General features: G+C 69.0%; 19 protein-coding genes. 10 read left to right on the top strand and 9 right to left on the bottom strand.

Features of this window, described 5'->3' with window-relative positions:
* Positions 1-24: 24 nt before the first annotated feature.
* The 3 genes from ABEU20_RS21290 to ABEU20_RS21280 form a co-directional block, all read right to left on the bottom strand.
* The gene (locus ABEU20_RS21290; protein WP_420166371.1) at positions 25-1,398 is read right to left on the bottom strand and encodes an ABC1 kinase family protein; all 1,374 of its coding nucleotides are present in this window, start codon (positions 1,396-1,398) and stop codon (positions 25-27) included.
* Between the two features lie 74 nt (positions 1,399-1,472).
* Complete coding sequence (locus ABEU20_RS21285; protein ID WP_420166370.1) at positions 1,473-1,823, bottom strand: DUF4873 domain-containing protein; 351 nt, start codon at positions 1,821-1,823, stop codon at positions 1,473-1,475.
* 40 nt (positions 1,824-1,863) lie between these two features.
* Positions 1,864-2,628 carry a TetR/AcrR family transcriptional regulator gene (locus tag ABEU20_RS21280; RefSeq protein ID WP_420166369.1) on the bottom strand — a complete coding sequence of 255 codons (765 nt, stop codon included), beginning with the start codon at positions 2,626-2,628 and terminating at the stop codon, positions 1,864-1,866.
* Positions 2,629-2,850: 222 nt separating this feature from the next.
* Here ABEU20_RS21280 and ABEU20_RS21275 point away from each other — a divergent pair, with 222 nt between their 5' ends.
* The 7 genes from ABEU20_RS21275 (at position 2,851) to ABEU20_RS21245 (ending at position 8,879) form a co-directional block, all read left to right on the top strand.
* Positions 2,851-4,062 carry a DUF445 domain-containing protein gene (locus tag ABEU20_RS21275; protein ID WP_420166572.1) on the top strand — a complete coding sequence of 404 codons (1,212 nt, stop codon included), beginning with the start codon at positions 2,851-2,853 and terminating at the stop codon, positions 4,060-4,062.
* Between the two features lie 102 nt (positions 4,063-4,164).
* Positions 4,165-4,632 carry a helix-turn-helix domain-containing protein gene (locus ABEU20_RS21270; RefSeq protein ID WP_420166368.1) on the top strand — a complete coding sequence of 156 codons (468 nt, stop codon included), beginning with the start codon at positions 4,165-4,167 and terminating at the stop codon, positions 4,630-4,632.
* On the top strand, positions 4,629-5,519 hold the full coding sequence (locus tag ABEU20_RS21265; protein WP_420166367.1) for a heparin-binding hemagglutinin: 891 nt from the start codon (positions 4,629-4,631) through the stop codon (positions 5,517-5,519). The genes ABEU20_RS21270 and ABEU20_RS21265 overlap by 4 nt, the downstream gene beginning before the upstream one ends.
* 98 nt (positions 5,520-5,617) lie before the next feature.
* Positions 5,618-5,911: a DUF2516 family protein gene (locus ABEU20_RS21260; protein ID WP_005518016.1), complete on the top strand. Its 294-nt coding sequence runs from the start codon at positions 5,618-5,620 to the stop codon at positions 5,909-5,911.
* Between the two features lie 143 nt (positions 5,912-6,054).
* A complete protein-coding gene (locus ABEU20_RS21255; protein ID WP_420166366.1) occupies positions 6,055-6,987 on the top strand; it encodes an AurF N-oxygenase family protein in 933 nt (310 codons plus the stop codon).
* An 89-nt stretch (positions 6,988-7,076) separates the two neighbouring features.
* The gene (locus ABEU20_RS21250; RefSeq protein ID WP_420166365.1) at positions 7,077-7,835 is read left to right on the top strand and encodes a MerR family transcriptional regulator; all 759 of its coding nucleotides are present in this window, start codon (positions 7,077-7,079) and stop codon (positions 7,833-7,835) included.
* Positions 7,836-7,847: 12 nt separating this feature from the next.
* Positions 7,848-8,879 (top strand): alpha/beta fold hydrolase, encoded by a 1,032-nt coding sequence (locus tag ABEU20_RS21245; RefSeq protein WP_420166364.1) that lies wholly within the window; start codon positions 7,848-7,850, stop codon positions 8,877-8,879.
* Positions 8,880-8,885: 6 nt separating this feature from the next.
* On the opposite strand, the gene purU is transcribed toward ABEU20_RS21245, so the two are convergent.
* Positions 8,886-9,773: a formyltetrahydrofolate deformylase gene (gene purU / locus ABEU20_RS21240; RefSeq protein ID WP_420166363.1), complete on the bottom strand. Its 888-nt coding sequence runs from the start codon at positions 9,771-9,773 to the stop codon at positions 8,886-8,888.
* A 17-nt stretch (positions 9,774-9,790) separates the two neighbouring features.
* Positions 9,791-10,633 (bottom strand): class I SAM-dependent methyltransferase, encoded by an 843-nt coding sequence (locus tag ABEU20_RS21235; RefSeq protein ID WP_420166362.1) that lies wholly within the window; start codon positions 10,631-10,633, stop codon positions 9,791-9,793.
* Positions 10,634-10,670: 37 nt separating this feature from the next.
* On the opposite strand from ABEU20_RS21235, the gene deoC reads away from it, so the two are divergent.
* A complete protein-coding gene (deoC, locus tag ABEU20_RS21230) occupies positions 10,671-11,351 on the top strand; it encodes a deoxyribose-phosphate aldolase (RefSeq protein ID WP_420166361.1) in 681 nt (226 codons plus the stop codon).
* Between the two features lie 7 nt (positions 11,352-11,358).
* Here the strand turns inward: deoC and ABEU20_RS21225 are convergent, their stop codons facing one another.
* Complete coding sequence (locus ABEU20_RS21225; RefSeq protein WP_420166571.1) at positions 11,359-12,096, bottom strand: LmeA family phospholipid-binding protein; 738 nt, start codon at positions 12,094-12,096, stop codon at positions 11,359-11,361.
* 152 nt (positions 12,097-12,248) lie between these two features.
* Here ABEU20_RS21225 and ABEU20_RS21220 point away from each other — a divergent pair, with 152 nt between their 5' ends.
* A complete protein-coding gene (locus tag ABEU20_RS21220; RefSeq protein ID WP_420166360.1) occupies positions 12,249-12,860 on the top strand; it encodes a type IV toxin-antitoxin system AbiEi family antitoxin domain-containing protein in 612 nt (203 codons plus the stop codon).
* A gap of 7 nt (positions 12,861-12,867) precedes the next feature.
* On the opposite strand, the gene ABEU20_RS21215 is transcribed toward ABEU20_RS21220, so the two are convergent.
* From ABEU20_RS21215 to ABEU20_RS21205, 3 genes are read right to left on the bottom strand one after another with little or no spacing between them, the layout of a single operon-like run.
* Positions 12,868-13,647 carry an O-methyltransferase gene (locus ABEU20_RS21215; protein ID WP_420166359.1) on the bottom strand — a complete coding sequence of 260 codons (780 nt, stop codon included), beginning with the start codon at positions 13,645-13,647 and terminating at the stop codon, positions 12,868-12,870.
* A gap of 5 nt (positions 13,648-13,652) precedes the next feature.
* Positions 13,653-14,153 carry a DUF2505 domain-containing protein gene (locus ABEU20_RS21210; protein ID WP_420166358.1) on the bottom strand — a complete coding sequence of 167 codons (501 nt, stop codon included), beginning with the start codon at positions 14,151-14,153 and terminating at the stop codon, positions 13,653-13,655.
* Positions 14,154-14,198: 45 nt separating this feature from the next.
* Complete coding sequence (locus ABEU20_RS21205; RefSeq protein ID WP_420166357.1) at positions 14,199-14,702, bottom strand: DUF2505 domain-containing protein; 504 nt, start codon at positions 14,700-14,702, stop codon at positions 14,199-14,201.
* A gap of 23 nt (positions 14,703-14,725) precedes the next feature.
* Between ABEU20_RS21205 and ABEU20_RS21200 the strand changes: the two genes are divergently transcribed.
* Entirely contained in the window at positions 14,726-15,820 is a 1,095-nt protein-coding gene (locus tag ABEU20_RS21200) for a UDP-N-acetylmuramate dehydrogenase (RefSeq protein ID WP_420166356.1), read from the top strand.
* The last annotated feature ends 57 nt before the right edge of the window (positions 15,821-15,877 follow it).

Raw genomic sequence — 15,877 nt, 5'->3', positions numbered from 1 at the left:
CAGCAACTGCCGTCGAGTGCGGATTCAGCGGCTCGAACGCCAGCGTTCCTCGGCCACTCCGAGTTCCGTCGCCGGGGCGTCGCCGTACACCCATTCGCGGCCGATACGGTGCCAGTTGGCGCCGGCATCGAGCTGGCCGAGGACACCGAAAGTGAGGAAGTCGGCCCGCCGCGAGAACAGATGCTCGGGCGGCAGATTCTGGCTCTTCATCCCCGAGAACTCCGACGCCCGGGGGTCGATGGCCAGCAGGAAACCGGTGCTCGCCATCTCCGGACTGATCTCGATGTCCTCGTCGACGAGGTTCCACTCGGCCGCCGCATACACGTAGTCGAGGCACTCGTCGGGCGTGACGTCCGCGTCGGCGGCGATGACCCCGCGGCTCACCATGAGGGCGTACAGAACGTCCTTGCGGCCCTCGGTCGCCGCACGCAGACAACTCTTCTCGAACTCGACGTGCTCGGCGTCCATGCTGTTGAACAGTCCGAAGTCGACGAACGCGACCCGGCCGTCGGGGCCGAGTAGGACGTTGCCGGGATGCGGATCGCCGCAGAACTCGTGATAGCGGTAGAGCGACCCGATGTAGAAGCGGAAGATGATCTCGCCGATGCGGTTTCGCTCGTCCTGGGGTAGCGCGCAGATGGTGGTGAACGGGGTGCCCTCGAAGAACTCGCTCACCAGCACCCGCCGCGTACTCAGCTCGGGGAAGCTGTCCGGAACCGCGATGAACGGGTGATCCGCATACCTGTGCGCGATCCGGTGCTGCGTGCGTGCCTCGCGCTCGTAGTCCAGTTCGCCCTCGAAGTTGAGCCGCAACTCGTTGAGCAGCGCCGGCGTGGACAGCGTGGGCACCGTCGACTTCCACACCTTGAGGAACATCGTCAGGTTCTTCATGTCGGCTCGAATGGCCGCGTCGATGCCCGGGTACTGCACCTTGACGGCGACGTCCCGGCCGTCGTGCAGGCGCGCGCGGTACACCTGGCCGATGGAGGCCGCGGCGACCGGTTCGGGATCGAACTCGGAGAACACCTCGGAGAGCGGACGACCGTAGTCGGTTTCGACGACCCGGCGCATCGCATCGAACGACGCGGTGGGCGCCTGGTCCCGGAGCGCGGCGAGCTTGCGCTGGAACTCCTCGCGATGGTCCTCCGGCACCAGGTCGAGGTCGAGGATGGAGAGCATCTGGCCGAGCTTCATCGCGACGCCCTTCATGCTTCCCAGCACGGTCACCAGCTGGTCGGCCGCCGCGATCACCGAGTTCTCGGCAATCCGCGCGCGCACCTCCTCGGAGCGCCCGATCATCGATACCCGCGTGCCGGCGTTGCGGATCACCCGCCCCGCAGCCACCTGCCCGAGCTTCGACCCCCGCACGAGCCGGGACGTGGGAACCTTGTCGGCCAACTGGACCTCCGGATGCGAGAAGCGACGAGGAACTGCTGCACAGTGTGATCGGCGGCCACGTGCCACACGTCACACTAGAGCAGGCCCTCGGTGTCCTCCATGACCGGGAACGGTGGCCGGGTGACGCCGTCCACCATGTGGCTGCCCCACAGGTCCAGGCCGCTGACACGGGCGGTGCCGCTGCCGTCGGGCGTCGTGATCGTGAGATCCGTGCCGGCCGGCGCGACGTCTCCGCCCAGCGCCCGGGACAACTCGCGGACGCGGCCGCGCCACACGAATCGGCCGCTGATCGGCTCGAAATTGCCCGACAGCTCGACGTCGACGATCACCGGGGACCGCTGCCCGACGACCACGTGCGCCGGCCCGCGGTAGCCGTCGGGCTCGTCGTGTTCGTGCCCGTGCGCGTCGTCCGTGAAGTCAGTCACACCGCCACGATACCTGTTACCTCTGGTTACACAAGAGGGGTCAGGCGCCCCCGGCCGCCTCGTCGGACTCGGCGGCCTTCTCCAGCAGCGGATGTGGAACCGACTTGAACCGGGCCGGCGAACCGCTCGACGCCGCGATGCCCGAGATGCCGCCCCACGTCATCATCACCAGGTAGTCGATCAGGTCGTCCGTCGACATCGACTTGTTCGAGATCCACCAGTGCGTCGCGAGCTGCACCGCGCCGACGACGCCGTACGCCCACGGGACCGAACCGCCCGAGTCCATGCCCATGCCGCGCAGTCGCTCGCCGAGCACCGTCGCGAGCAACTCCGCGATCATCCGCTCCGAGTCGGCCACGACGTCCCGGTTCGGGCCCGCACTGTTCGCCATCACATACAGGTAGACGTCCGGATCGGAGGCGACCGTCTCGACGTACGCCGAGATCGCGACGCGGGTCAGGTCGTACTCGTCGAGGTCCTCGCCGATGACCGCGTACATCCGCGGCGCCAGGATCGTCTCGACGTAGCGCATCATCGTCGCGCTCGTGAGGTCGTTCTTGTCCGTGAAGTACCGGTACAGCACCGTCTTGGAGACGCCGATCTCCGAGGCGATGTCGTCCATGCCGATGTCGCGACCTCGCGCCCGGATGGCCGCGATCGTGCCGTCGACGAGTTCCTCGCGGCGCGCGATCTTGTGCTCACGCCAGCGCCGCTTGCGCCCGTCGGGCTTCCCGGCCTCGGGTCGGCTTTCTTCGGTTGTCTGCTGCAGATCAGCGCTTTGCTTCGGCACTACGTTTCGCCACATCCGTTCGGGGTTGAACCAGAAGGCCAGCTTAATGGGCCCGTGCCCGCGAGGTGATCTCTATCTCGGCAGTCGGGCCCGGTAATTCGGCAGAATGTCGGTGTGCAGCCCGTCCAGTCAGCTCAGTCGCCCGCTCCGTCCCGGCCGCGACCGGCGCAGTCGCAGACGCCGTCGTCGTTCGCGGGGGTCTTCGACGATCCGGAGAAGCGTCGCGACCTGCGCAAGATGAAGATCATCGCGACCGGGTTCCTGGTGTTCGCGACCGTTGTCTATCTCTTCTGCCGCTGGCAGGAGACGCGTGGCGCCGGCGCGTGGGTCGGTTACGTGCGAGCCGCGTCGGAGGCCGGCATGGTGGGCGCGCTGGCCGACTGGTTCGCGGTGACGGCGCTGTTCCGTCACCCGCTCGGCCTGAAGATCCCGCACACCGCGATCATCAAGCGCAAGAAGGATCAGCTCGGCGAGAGCCTCTCGAGCTTCGTCGGCGACAACTTCCTCGCCCCCGAGGTGGTGTCCGCGAAGGTCGCCAACGCGCAGATTCCACTGCGCCTCGGGACGTGGATGGCCGAACCGGTCCACGCGCAGCGGGTGGCAGCGGAGACCGCGACGCTGCTGCGCGGTGTCGTCGAGGTGCTCAAGGACGACGACGTCACCGCCATCATCGACAACACGATCGTCCGGCGGATCGCCGAACCGGACTGGGGTCCGCCGATCGGCAAGGTCCTCGCCGAACTGCTCCGGGAGAACCGGCAGATGCCGCTGCTCGACCTGCTGGCCGAGCGGGCCCACCAGTGGGCGCTGAACAGCCAGGACACCATCGACCGCATCATCAGTCGTGACTCGCCGTCCTGGTCGCCCAAGTTCGTCGACGCGATGCTCGGCGAGAAGATCTACCGCGAACTCGTCGAGTTCACGTGGAAGGTGCGGTCCAACCCCGAGCACGAGGTGCGCCTCGCCGCCAACCGCTTCCTGATCGACTTCGCCGACGACCTGCAGAACGACCCGGCGACCATCGCGAAGGCCGAGTCGATCAAGGCCGAGATCATGGGCCGCGAGGAGATCACCGGGCTCGCTGCTGCCACGTGGAAGGTCGCCAAGCGCCTCATCATGGAGTCGGTCGACGATCCGAACAGCACGCTGCGCCGGAAGGTCGCCGAGAACGTCGTCGCGTTCGGCGAGCGGTTGCGCGACGACGACGACATGCGCGCGAAGGTCGACGGCTGGCTGCTCTCGGGCACCCGGTACGTCGCGGAGAACTACACCGACGAGATCACCGCCGTCATCACCGAGACCGTGCAGCGGTGGGACGCCGAGGAGGCGAGCCGAAAGATCGAACTCCAGGTCGGCCGGGATCTGCAGTTCATCCGCATCAACGGCACGGTCGTCGGCGCCCTCGCGGGTCTGGCGATCTACACGATTTCTCAGCTCATGTTCGCCTGATCTGCGGGTTTTTCCTCTTCTGCCGACAACTGCTAGCAGAGTGCTTGCAATAGTTAGCACCCTGTTCTACCGTGGGATTTGCGTACAGAACAGGGAGTACTGATGGTCGACGAGCCCGACGACATGAGCAGTGCCGCCCGAGTGGTCGCAGGGGCCGCTCAGGACATCGGCAGCTTCATCCGCTCACAGCGTGAGGCCGCGCAGGTGTCGTTACGGCAGCTCGCGCAACTCGCCGGCGTCAGCAATCCCTATCTGAGTCAGATCGAACGCGGGCTGCGCAAGCCGTCCGCCGACGTCCTCGCTCAGATCGCGAAGGGTCTGCGGGTGTCGTCCGAGGTCCTGTACGTGCAGGCCGGGATTCTCGAGCAACGCCCGCACAGCCCGGTCCGGGACGCCCTGCTGGCCGACGGTGCCATCACCGAACGGCAGAAGCAGGTGCTTCTCGAGATCTACGAGTCGTTCTGTCGTGAGAACGACCCGCAACAGTCCGAATCCGCCGATCAGGCCGACTCCTCGGACGAAGAAGAGCACGAGATCGCAGATCCACCTCGACAGGAGATCCGAGAATGACCGATCCGAAGATCGTCGACAACATCAAGACCCCGTTCTTTGCCGCCGTCGGCACCGGAGACCTGGTGGTCCAGGCCGTGGCCGACGTCGTGTCCCAGGTACGAGCCCGCGCCGAGAACACCAACACCGACGTGTCCGGCCGCCTCGACGAGGCCCGTGAGCGCTGGGCCAATCTGCCCACCGAGGTGTCGGAGGGCGTCGAGCAGCTCCGCGAGCGCCTCGCCGCGCTGCCGTCCGAGCTGCCCGAGGAGCTCGCCGAGCTGCGCGAGCGTTTCACCCCCGAGGAGCTGCGCAAGGTCGCCGAGGCGTACCTGAAGGTCGCATCCGACCTGTACGTCGCTCTCGCCGAGCGCGGCGAGGAGGCCGTCGAGCGCATCCGTAAGCAGCCGGCCGTCGAGGAGCAGCTGGGGCGCGCCGAGGCCGTCTTCGGTGACGCCGTCGAGCTCACCGAGGAAGCCCTGGGCACGGTGGCGCGTCAGACCCGTGAACTCGGGGAGCAGGCCGCCAAGCTCGCGGGCCGTGCCGCCGGACGCATCAGCGACGTCGCCGACGAGGCTGCCGTCGTGCTGTCCGAGACCAGCGACACCGTCGCCAACCGCCTGTCGGAGACGGGCGACTCGGTCGCCAGCCGCGTCGTCGACGCCGGTGAGCGTGCGGAGGCGACGTCCGAGGCCGCCGCCGAGCGTGTCGAGGCAGCGGCACCCAAGGTCGCCCCGGCCAAGGCTCCGGCCGCGACACCGACCACCCCGGCCGAGCCGACCACGCCGAGCACGCCGGCCAAGAAGGCGGCTGCGCCGGCCAAGGCCGCCGCGGCCAAGGCCACGCCGGCCTCCGCCGCGAAGAAGGCGCCGGCCAAGAAGGCTCCCGTCAAGAAGGCGCCCAACTGATCGGACACCGATCGCGTACCACCATCGGGGATCGGCCCCCGTGCAATTCGTTGCGCGGGGGCCTGCGCGTATCTCCGCCCGATTCGTAGGATGGAAACGTGTTCAACATTCACGGCGTCACCGGACTGATCCTTTTCGCGCTGCAGCTGCTCGCGCTCGCCGGCGCGGTCTTCGCGATCTTCCATGCGGCGCGTCAGCGTAAGGATGCGTTCACCGCCGTGGACAAGCTGAGCAAGCCGATCTGGCTGGGCATCCTCATCGCGTCGCTGCTGGTGGTGTTCCTGTTCGGCGCGGTCCACATGCTCGGCATCATCGCGGTCGTCGCGATCTGCGTGTACCTCGTCGACGTCCGCCCGCGCGTGGACGACATCCAGCGCGGGCCGCGCTGGTAGACGTCCCGCCCGGGCGCTCCCACGCCGACTGTTTACGAACAGTTACAGATAAACCTTGACAATGCTCATTGTGACGGTGTTATCGTCAGAACATGCCTGAAACGGGCATGACCTGCGTGAACACCCGTCGAGCAGGAGTTGACATGTCGATCACCGATCGCGAGTCCGTCGAGGTTCCAGTGTCCCGCCACATGCGGGTGGGAGACCGGCAGGACACCGCCGCGCGTCTGCTCGCCTCCGCCGCTCGCAAGTCGTACGACCCGCTGGTCGAGGTCGACTGGGCGGCTCCCATCCCGTCCGATCTCTACGGCATGACTCCGGAATGGTGCAGCCTGTACGGCACCGAGCTGTGGGAGCGGATGACCCCGGAGCAGCGGATCACGCTCACCAAGCACGAGGCCGCGAGCGTCGCGGGCACCGGCATCTGGTTCGAGATGATCCTCATGCAGATGCTGCTGCGGGACATCTACTCGCACGACCCGGCCACCCCGCACGTGCAGTTCGCGCTCAACGAGATCGCCGACGAGTGCCGGCACTCCACGATGTTCGCGCGCTCGGCGCAACGCTTCGGGATCCCGTCGTACCGTCCCAAGCGGTGGATTCTCAACTCCGCCCGCCTGTTCAAGTCGACGGCGTCCGGGTCGCTCGCGTACGGCGGCACGCTGTTCGCCGAGGAGATTCTCGACATGATGCAGCGCGACTTCATGAAGGACGCGCGCGTGCAGCCCATCACCCGCACGGTGAGCAAGATCCACGTGCTCGAGGAGGCCCGGCACATCAAGTTCGCGCGCGAGGAGACCGTGCGGCGGGTCAAGAGCCTTTCCAGGACCAAGCGGGCGTACCAGCGACTGGTGCTCGGGGTGACGGCCTACTTCATCGTCACGTGCCTGGTGAACGACCAGGTGTATGCGGCCGCCGGACTCGACGTCGAGGAGGCCAAGCGGGCCGCCCGCAACAACGCGCACTACCACGAGATGATCCGCGAAGGATCCCGCAAGACCATCGAGTTCCTCGACGAATGCGGGCTGATCGGCGGTCCCTCCAAGGTGCTCCTGCGCCGGGCGCACGTCATCTAGTGCCCACGCTCACCGCGATAGAATTTCCCCCACCGTCGACCTCGCCGGAACCGCCGACGTCGTCGCGGTTCCTACGGGGAAGGCGGAACATGACGGAGTACCGCATCGACGACCTCGCACGCGAGGCCGGCATGAGCGTGCGGAACGTTCGGGTCTACCAGGATCGTGGCCTCCTGCCGCCGCCGCGCAAGGAGGGCCGGGCGGGCTGGTACAACGAGTCGCATCTCGCCCGCCTCAATCTCATCGGTCGGATGCTCGACCGCGGCTACACGTTCGCCACGATCAGCGAACTGCTCACCGCCGCCCAGTACGGCCTGCAGGTGGCCGACGTCCTCGAGACGGACGACCCGGGCGGACGCTGGCGCAAGTACCGGCGCGCCGCCAAGCTCACGATGTCCGAGTTGCGCCGCATGTTCGGCGATCAGACCACCGAGGAGAACATCGCGCTCGGCACCCGGCTGGGCGTGCTCGCGAAGGCGGGGCAGGAGTTCTCGGTCGCCAACCCGCGGCTGATGGAGGCCGCGCAGGTCCTCGTCGATGCCGGCATCCCGCTGGCCGACATCCTCGAGCAGACCGAGGCGGTGCGGCGGGACCTCGGCGACGTCGCCGGACGGTTCGTCGAACTGGTCTCCGCCCGCTATCTCGCTCCCGAAGGCGGCACGCTCGATCTCGACGAGGCCAAGGTCTCGGAAGCAGCGGCACTGGTGAACCAGGTGCGCCCGCTCGCGTACGACGCGGTGCACGCGTTGTTCGCCGAGGCGATGGAGGAACAGATTTCGAAGGCGCTCGCGAAGGCCGCGAGTCAGCTCGAACAGAGTGCGCCCGAGACGGACTCGCGCGCAGGTTAGCGAACAAGGGGAGTGGAAGTGGCTGTACGGAAGTCGCACAGGAAGCTGTGGACGCTGCTCGGGGTCGCGGGACTCGGTGCGCTGGCGGGCGCCGCCGTCGTGGCCCGCTCGCGCGGCGCCGGCTCCGACACCGGCGTTCCCACCGAGGCCGAACTGTTCGCGACCCCGCGCAGTGAACCCGAGATCGTCCCGGTCGTCAGCGCCGACGGCGCCGAACTGCACGTTCGCGCCTACGGCTCGCCCGACGCGCCGCCGATCGTGTTCAGTCACGGCTGGACGTGCTCGGCCGACTTCTGGAACCCGCAGGTGAACGTGCTCGCCGAGAAGTACCGCGTCATCACCTACGACCAGCGCGGACACGGCCGTAGTGACATCGGCCGCACCCCGCTCAGCCCCGACGTCCTCGCCGACGACCTGTCCGCCGTCCTCGCCGCGACCGTGCGGGACGGGCAGCGGGCCGAGATCGTCGGGCACAGCATGGGCGGCATGAGCATCGTCGCGTGGGCCGGCAAGTACCCGGACGAGGTGGACCGGTACGCGGCTTCGGTACTGCTGGCGAGCACCGGCACCGACAGCCTCGTCGCCGAGACCACGATCATCCCCCTGCCGCAACGCTTCCCGCGGGTCCCCGTGCCCGTCGGCCGCGCCCTACTCGGTTCGGCGATGCCGGTGCCGTCGTCGCCGGTGACCACCCGCGCCATCAAGTACGTGGCGCTGGCACCGGGTTCGACGCCCGCCGAGGTCGCCTTCTGCGAGCGCATCGTCAGCGAATGCCAGCCCCGCACCCGGGGCGGGTGGGGCGCCGCGCTGAGCACCCTCGACATCAAGGACGGCCTGAAGAACCTGACGGTGCCGACCACGGTGCTGGTCGGCACCGCCGATCGGCTCACGCCGCCGTCGCATGCCCGCCGGCTCGCGCAGGTCCTCGACGACGCCGACAACCTCGAGCGGTTGATCGTGCTCCGCGGCATCGGGCACATGACGTCGGTCGAGGCCGTCGCCGACTTCAACGCCGAGGTCGACCGGCTGCGCAGCCTGAACTGAGTTCCGTCAGCTGAAGACGACGGTCTTGCGGCCGTGCACCTGGACGCGATCCTCCAGGTGCCACCGCAGGCCGCGGGCCAGCACCAGCTTCTCGATGTCGCGACCCTGCCGGACCATGTCCGACACCTGGTCGGTGTGGTCGACTCGTATGACGTCCTGCTCGATGATCGGGCCGGCGTCCAGTTCGGCGGTCACGTAGTGGCACGTGGCGCCGATCAGCTTCACGCCGCGCGTGAACGCCTGGTGGTAGGGGCGGGCGCCGACGAACGACGGCAGGAAGCTGTGGTGGATGTTGATCGCGCGTCCGGCCCAGTGCTCGCACAGCTCGGCCGGCAGCACCTGCATGAAGCGGGCCAGCACCACCGCGTGCGGGTCGTGCGCGTCGACGAGCTTGCGGACCTGTTCGAACGCCGGGCCACGCTCGGCCGGGTCCTTCGGGAACGACACGTAGTGGAAGTCGACGCCGTGCCGCTTGGTGACGCGCTCGAGGTCGGGATGGTTGCCGATCACCGCGGCGATCTCGCACTGCAACTCGCCCGCGGCGACGCGGCCGAGGATGTCGTGCAGGCAGTGGCCCTCCTTGCTGACCAGCAGTACGACGCGCTTGCGCTCGCCGGTGTCGGTGAGCGTCCACTCGGTCTCGGGGCCGAGTTCCTCCGCGACGGCCGCGAACTTCTCGCGCATCTCCTCGAGGCTCAGGCTGATCGACGACGCCCGCACCGCCTGTCGGGTGAAGAACCAGCCGGTGTCGGCGTCGGCGTGGTACGCGGCCTCGACGATCCAACCGCCGATCTCGGCGAGGAACGCAGAAATGCGGGCCACGATGCCGGTGCGGTCGGGGCAACCCAGAGACAGGACGTAACGACGGTCGTCGGTCGAGGCAGTCGAACTCATGCGCCCAGTCTGTCAGGTCACGGAAAGCCGACAACCTTCGCCGTACCCACCAGGGTCGTGGCGTCGACGGTGTGCAGCCCGCGGTCGGTGATCTGGGTCAGGAAATCGTGGCGCACCCGCGCGACGGTGTCGGGGGACAGGCCGGTCAGCGTCCCTCGCAGCCCGCTGCCGATCACGAAGTTCCAGCAGAACTCCTCGGTCGCCGGGATCAGATTCGACAGCTCGTGCACCTCGACGTGCTCGGTCCCGGCGGCGGCGAGCCACCCGCGCAACTTCTCGGGGGAGTCGAGCCGCTGCGCCGGCGCCATCTCGTGGGTGCGGTCGGGCAGCGGCTCGGGCTTGTGCGGACCCAGCGCGGCAAGGAACGCGGCGGCGAACTCGCGCAGCGCGGTGTCGCGCCACGCCGTGACCCCGACGGTGCCGCCGCGCCGCACCAGGCGGACCAGACGCGTGAACGCCGCGTCCATCTCGGGCAGGAAGAAGACGGCATACGACCCGAGCAGCGCGTCGTATCCGGCGTCGGGCACGGTGCTCGGCGGCTCCCACGTCGTCGCGTCGGCGCACACGAACTCGATGTTGAGCAGCGCCCGATCCGACGCCTTCACCCGGCCCCGTTCGAGCATCTCGTCGGACAGGTCGAGCGCGTGCACCAGCCCGGTCGGGCCCACCGCCGCCGCTGCGGGCAGCGCGGAGGATCCGGTGCCGCTGCCGATGTCGAGGACGGCGTCGCCCGGGCGCAGGTTCGCCTGGAACGCGAGCGCCTGGCCGGCCGGATTCCACACCTCCGGCGCGACCCGGTCGAAGTCGGCGGCGGCCGCGTCGAACGTCGCGGCCACCTCCTCGGCGCGTGGGCCTGCCATGGGACCGATGCTAGCGAGCTGTGCCAAGCTTCGAGGCATGTCCGAGACAGCACGCAACCGCACCCGCGTCGCCGGGATGGTCGACCACACCCTGCTCAAGCCGGAGGCGTCGGACGCCGACGCGCGGGCCCTCGTCGCGGAGGCCCGCGACCTGGGCGTCCTCGCGGTGTGCGTGTCCCCGTCGATGCTGCCGATGCGGTCGGTGGACCTGGGCGAGCTGGTGCTCGCGACCGTCGTCGGATTTCCCTCGGGCAAGCATCACTCGCTCGTCAAGGCCACCGAGGCGCGGCTCGCCGTCGAGCAGGGCGCGACCGAGATCGACATGGTGATCGACGTGGGCGCGGCCGTGGCCGGCGAGTACAACGCGGTGCTCGCGGACATTCTCGCGGTCCGCGAGGCCGTCGGCCGCGAAACGGTGCTCAAGGTGATCATCGAATCGGCCGCGCTCAGCGACGACGCGATCGTGGAGACGTGCCGCGCCGCCGAACAGGCGGGCGCGAACTTCGTCAAGACCTCCACAGGGTTCCATCCGGCGGGCGGGGCGAGCGTGCACGCCGTGCGGCTCATGGCGGACACCGTCGGCGGACGGCTCGGCGTCAAGGCCAGTGGCGGCATCCGGACCGCGGAGGCCGCCCTCGCGCTGATCGACGCGGGTGCCACGAGGCTGGGACTGTCGGGCACCCGCGCCGTGCTCGACGGGCTGCCCGACCAGTCCTGACCGGGAGTCAGAGCAGGCTGCAGCCGCTCTGCGCGTTGGGGTCGGCCGCCGGCATCACGTACTGACCGCCCTGCAGGTTCGCGTCGATGCCGCTGTCCGTCACGGTCAGCGAGGTCGGCTCCATCCCCAGCGGGTACTGCTGCAGGCCATCGGTGAGGGTCTGCACGATGCCGTCAACCAGCGCGGTCGGCAGGCCCAGGCCGAGGATCGCGGCACTCACGGTCTCGACGTCGATCTTTCCGTCCTGCACCGTCGGGTGGACCGTCATGTCCGCGAAGCCGCCCACCGAGATCTTCAGGGTGCCGGCCGTCGGGTCGGCGGTAACCGCGCTGATCATCCCGCCGAGCGGCTGCGCCTGCAGCGTCGCGAGGATGCCGTCGGTGGACCAGGTGACATCCGCAGAGGAACTGCCGATGGTGCCGCTGCTGTCGGCGGAGTCGGTGACGTGGATGTCGTTGGCGCGGGCATGTACCTCCATGCCCTGTGCCGGGCCGAACGACGAGCCCTTGCTGTCGATCTCCACGTACGGCACGTTCTTGCCGGTCATCTGGAGAAGCACAGGCTTCCAGCTGAGGCTGACGTCCACGGGGGATCCGAGCTGGCTCTCGAACTGGGACTCCATGCAGCTGGTCGCGCGCTGGCGGAGGAACAGCTCTCCGCCGATCAACGCGACCACGAGCGCCGCGACCACGATGAGCGAGATCGTGACCGCCTTGCGCCGCTTGGGTTTCGGTGGCGTGGGCATCTGGGGTGCGTTCACTGGTGCCGACATGACAGTGATTCTCCCGGAAGACTCTGAACGGTTTCTGTGAAAGGGCCACGGCTTCGGACTCGGTATGGACACGAGCGACCCGAAAAGCTGTGATCCGGCCCACAGTGGAGCAGTAGGGTAACTGCATGGCGGGCTGGACAGATCCGCGGCGTGAACCCACTCCCGACACGGGAGAGGATCTTCGTCGTCTTGCGCTCCGGCAAGCGGGGTATTTCACGACCGGGCAGGCGCTGCGCCTCGGCTGTACCGCCGAGGACATCGGCGGCCGCCTGGCCGAGGGGTCCTGGTTGCGTATCGAACGGGATCTGTTCCGCCTGGCCTCGTTCCCGCGCAGCGACCTCGAGGAGTTCGCCAAGTGGTGCGCGTGGTTCGAGGGCGCCGCCGTCGTCTCCCACCAGAGTGCCGCCGAACTCCACGGTCTCGGCCACCTGCATCCCAGCTTCGTGCACCTGTCGACACAGGCCGTCGCACCCGCACCCACCCGCCGCCTCGCGCTGCACCGCCGGGAGTTGCGCGCGCAGGACTACGAGGTGGTCGGGACGTTCGGCATCACCACGCCGCTGTGCACGGCCCTGGACCTCGCGACCGGCGGCATCGCGCAGGACCTGTTCGACGAGGTCGTGGGCGACGGCGTCGCGATCGGCCGCATCGACCCGGTCAAGCTGCGGGCCGAGTGCATCGGGCGGCCGCAGCAGGTCGCCGAGCGCATCGAGCACGCGCTGGGAGCGTGTCAGTAGGGCGCTGCTATCGGCTCGGCGCGACGTAACTCCACGGCACCGTGAGCACACAGTCCCGGATCCGCCGCCGCTGCGGCGTGAGCGGCACGCCCAGGTCCGACAGCAGCCGCAGGGTCTCCCGCCACCGGATGCGGGGCCCGAACGGCGCCAGCCCGGCGGCGGTCGCCCACGCCCGATCGGCGGTGACGAGGAGGTCGTGGATGCGCTCGCCGGCGATGTTGCGGTGGATCAGTGCCTTGGGTAGTCGCTCGGCGATGTCGCTGGGACGATCGACGTCGAACGGATCCCAGGCCAGGGTGAGCGAACGTGGGCCGTCCCGGTCGAGGAGCACCCACGCGCAGCGTCGGCCCAGTTCGTCGCACGTGCCGTCGACGATCAGCCCGCCGGGCGCGAGCCTGCTGCGCAGCCGTCCCCACGCGTCGTCGACGGCGTCCTCCGGGTACTGCCGCAGCACGTTGAACGCCCGGATCAGGGTGGGGCGCAGCCCGGCGAGTTCGAAGCCGCCGCGCGCGAAGGTGACCCCGTCGCGGCCCTCGACCACCCGCGCCGGATCGATCTCGAGCCCGACGACGCGGATGTCGGGGCGTACGGTCCGCAGCCGCGCGGCCATCTCCAGCGTGGTGACCGGCATCGCGCCGTAGCCGAGGTCGACGACCAGCGGGGCGGGTGCGTCACGCAGCATGCGCGTGACGTCGGGACTGTGGACGAGCCAACGGTCGCTGCGACGCAGCCGATTGATTCCGGTGGTGCCGCGGGTGATGACGCCGACGGGTTTTCCTTCGCGCACGCCGGTTACTGCTGAGCGAGCCAGGACGCGGTGACCTCGGCCTCCGTGCGGAACAGGTCGACCAGGTTCACCAACATGAGCTGCTCGAGCTTGCCGCCGACGAACGGAATGAACACCTTGGCCTCCGACGTCGTGCGCAGCGTGCAGCCGGTGTCGGTGCCGAACAGTTCCATCGTTCCGGTCAGACTGCCCGGGCCGCCCGGAATCGACGCCTCGTACGTGCCCGTCACCGGCTCGCCGAACGGGGTGTAGCGCTCCTTGCGGGTGATGATCAGGTCCTTCTTCAACACCGTCTGCGCGATATCCGGGAGATCCTTGCGCGGCAGCACGTGGTGCAGCACGAGGTCGATCCCGTCGGCGGTGACGTCGAGCGATTCGACGTGGTTCTCGCTGTACTTGCGCATCTCCTCCATCCGAGCCTCCCAGTAGTCGGCGTCGCCGAGGGCGGCGTACACGCGCTCGGCGGGATGCTCGAATCTGGCGGAGTAGTCGATGCGACGGGCCATGATCGGCAGGTTACCGGCTGGTGGCCGGTCGGTTGGAGAAAGCGACTACCCGGCCTGCGCCACCCACTGCCCGGTGAAGTCCTCCTCCGCGTCGAGCAGTTCCAGCACCTGGCCGGCGATGACGGACTCGATCTTGCCGCCGATGAGCGGGATCTTCACCTCGACCTCACCGTCCATGACCAGCTCGGACCCGGTGCCGTCGGCCGTGAGCGTCATGGTGCCGCGCAGCTGCCCGGGGGCGCCCTCGACCTCCGCGGAGAACGTGCCCTGTGCACGATCGCCCTGTAGCGGCCCCCACGATTCGGTGCGCTTGATGAACAGGTCACCCGGACGGATCGAGGTCACCACGGACGGCAGGTGCTCGGCCGGCACGGCCTGCTTCAGCACGACGTCGACGGTGCCGTCGCCGACGGTGATGCTCTCGAACGCGGCGCCGGGGCCGCCGACCTCGCGCAGCCGGGCCTGCCAGTAGCCCTCGTCGGTGAGCGCGGCGTGCAGCGTCGCGACGGTGTGGGGGAAGTGCGCGGAATGCTCGATGTGTCGGGCCATGCCGGGCACGCTACCGTTTCCACGTGTTGGATCCACTCATCCGGGGGCGCCTCGAGCAGGCCGGTGCGCAGTTGTCCGAGCAGGTGCCGCTGGCGACCCTGACGACCCTCCGCCTCGGCGGTCCGGCGGCCGTGCTCGCCGACTGCCCGTCCACCGAGACCCTCGTCGGCGTCGTCCGCGTCCTCGACGACGCGCGGGTCCCGACGCTGATCCTCGGCGGCGGCTCCAACCTGGTGATCTCCGACGACGGCTTCGACGGTGTCGTCGTCCGGGTCGCCGACGCAGGTGTCGAGCTCGGTGACGGCACGGTGTTGGCGCAGTCCGGGGCCGTGTGGGACGACGTCGTCGCCAAGACCGTCGCCGCCGGACTGGGCGGGCTGGAGTGCCTGTCCGGCATTCCCGGGTCGGCCGGTGCGACGCCCGTGCAGAACGTCGGCGCGTACGGCGTCGAGGTGGGCTCGCTGCTGCGCAGGGTGCACCTGCTCGACCGCACCACCGGCGACGTGCGCTGGGTGGAGCCTTCCGAGCTGGGGCTCGGCTACCGCACCAGTGTCCTCAAGCACCGCGACGACGCCCTCGTCCTGGCCGTGGAGATGACGGTCCGCCCCGACGGTGCCAGCGCGCCCCTCGGTTACCGCGAACTCGCGACTGCGCTCGGTGCGCAGGAGGGCGAACGCCGGCCCACCGCCGAGGTGCGCGATGTCGTGCTCGGCCTGCGCCGCGGCAAGGGCATGGTGCTCGACGCCGCCGACCACGACACCTGGAGCGCGGGGTCGTTCTTCACGAATCCGGTGATCTCCGATGTGAGCCTGGACACGGTGCTGGGTGCGATCCGGGCGAAGGTCGGTGCGGACGTGCGGATCCCGCAGTTCCCCGGGGCGGCCGGCACCAAGCTCTCCGCGGGCTGGCTCATCGAACGGGCCGGGTTCGGCAAGGGGTACCCCGGCGAGGATGCGCGGGTCCGCCTGTCCACCAAGCACACTCTGGCCCTGACGAACCGTGGGCACGCCGCCACGGATGACCTGGTGGAACTGGCCCGCACGGTCCGCGACGGCGTCGAGCGGGAGTTCGGTGTGCGTCTCGAACCGGAACCCGTGACCGTCGGCTGCACGATCTGACGAGGTTCCGATCGTTCCCGGATCGTGGCCCGATCGTCTCTGTGTGACGAAAGCCAC

This window comes from Rhodococcus parequi (genome assembly GCF_046042785.1).
GTDB classification, from domain to species: Bacteria; Actinomycetota; Actinomycetes; order Mycobacteriales; family Mycobacteriaceae; genus Prescottella; species Prescottella parequi.
Note: the sequence above shows the minus strand (reverse complement) of the source record. Positions and strands in the feature narration are given on the sequence as shown.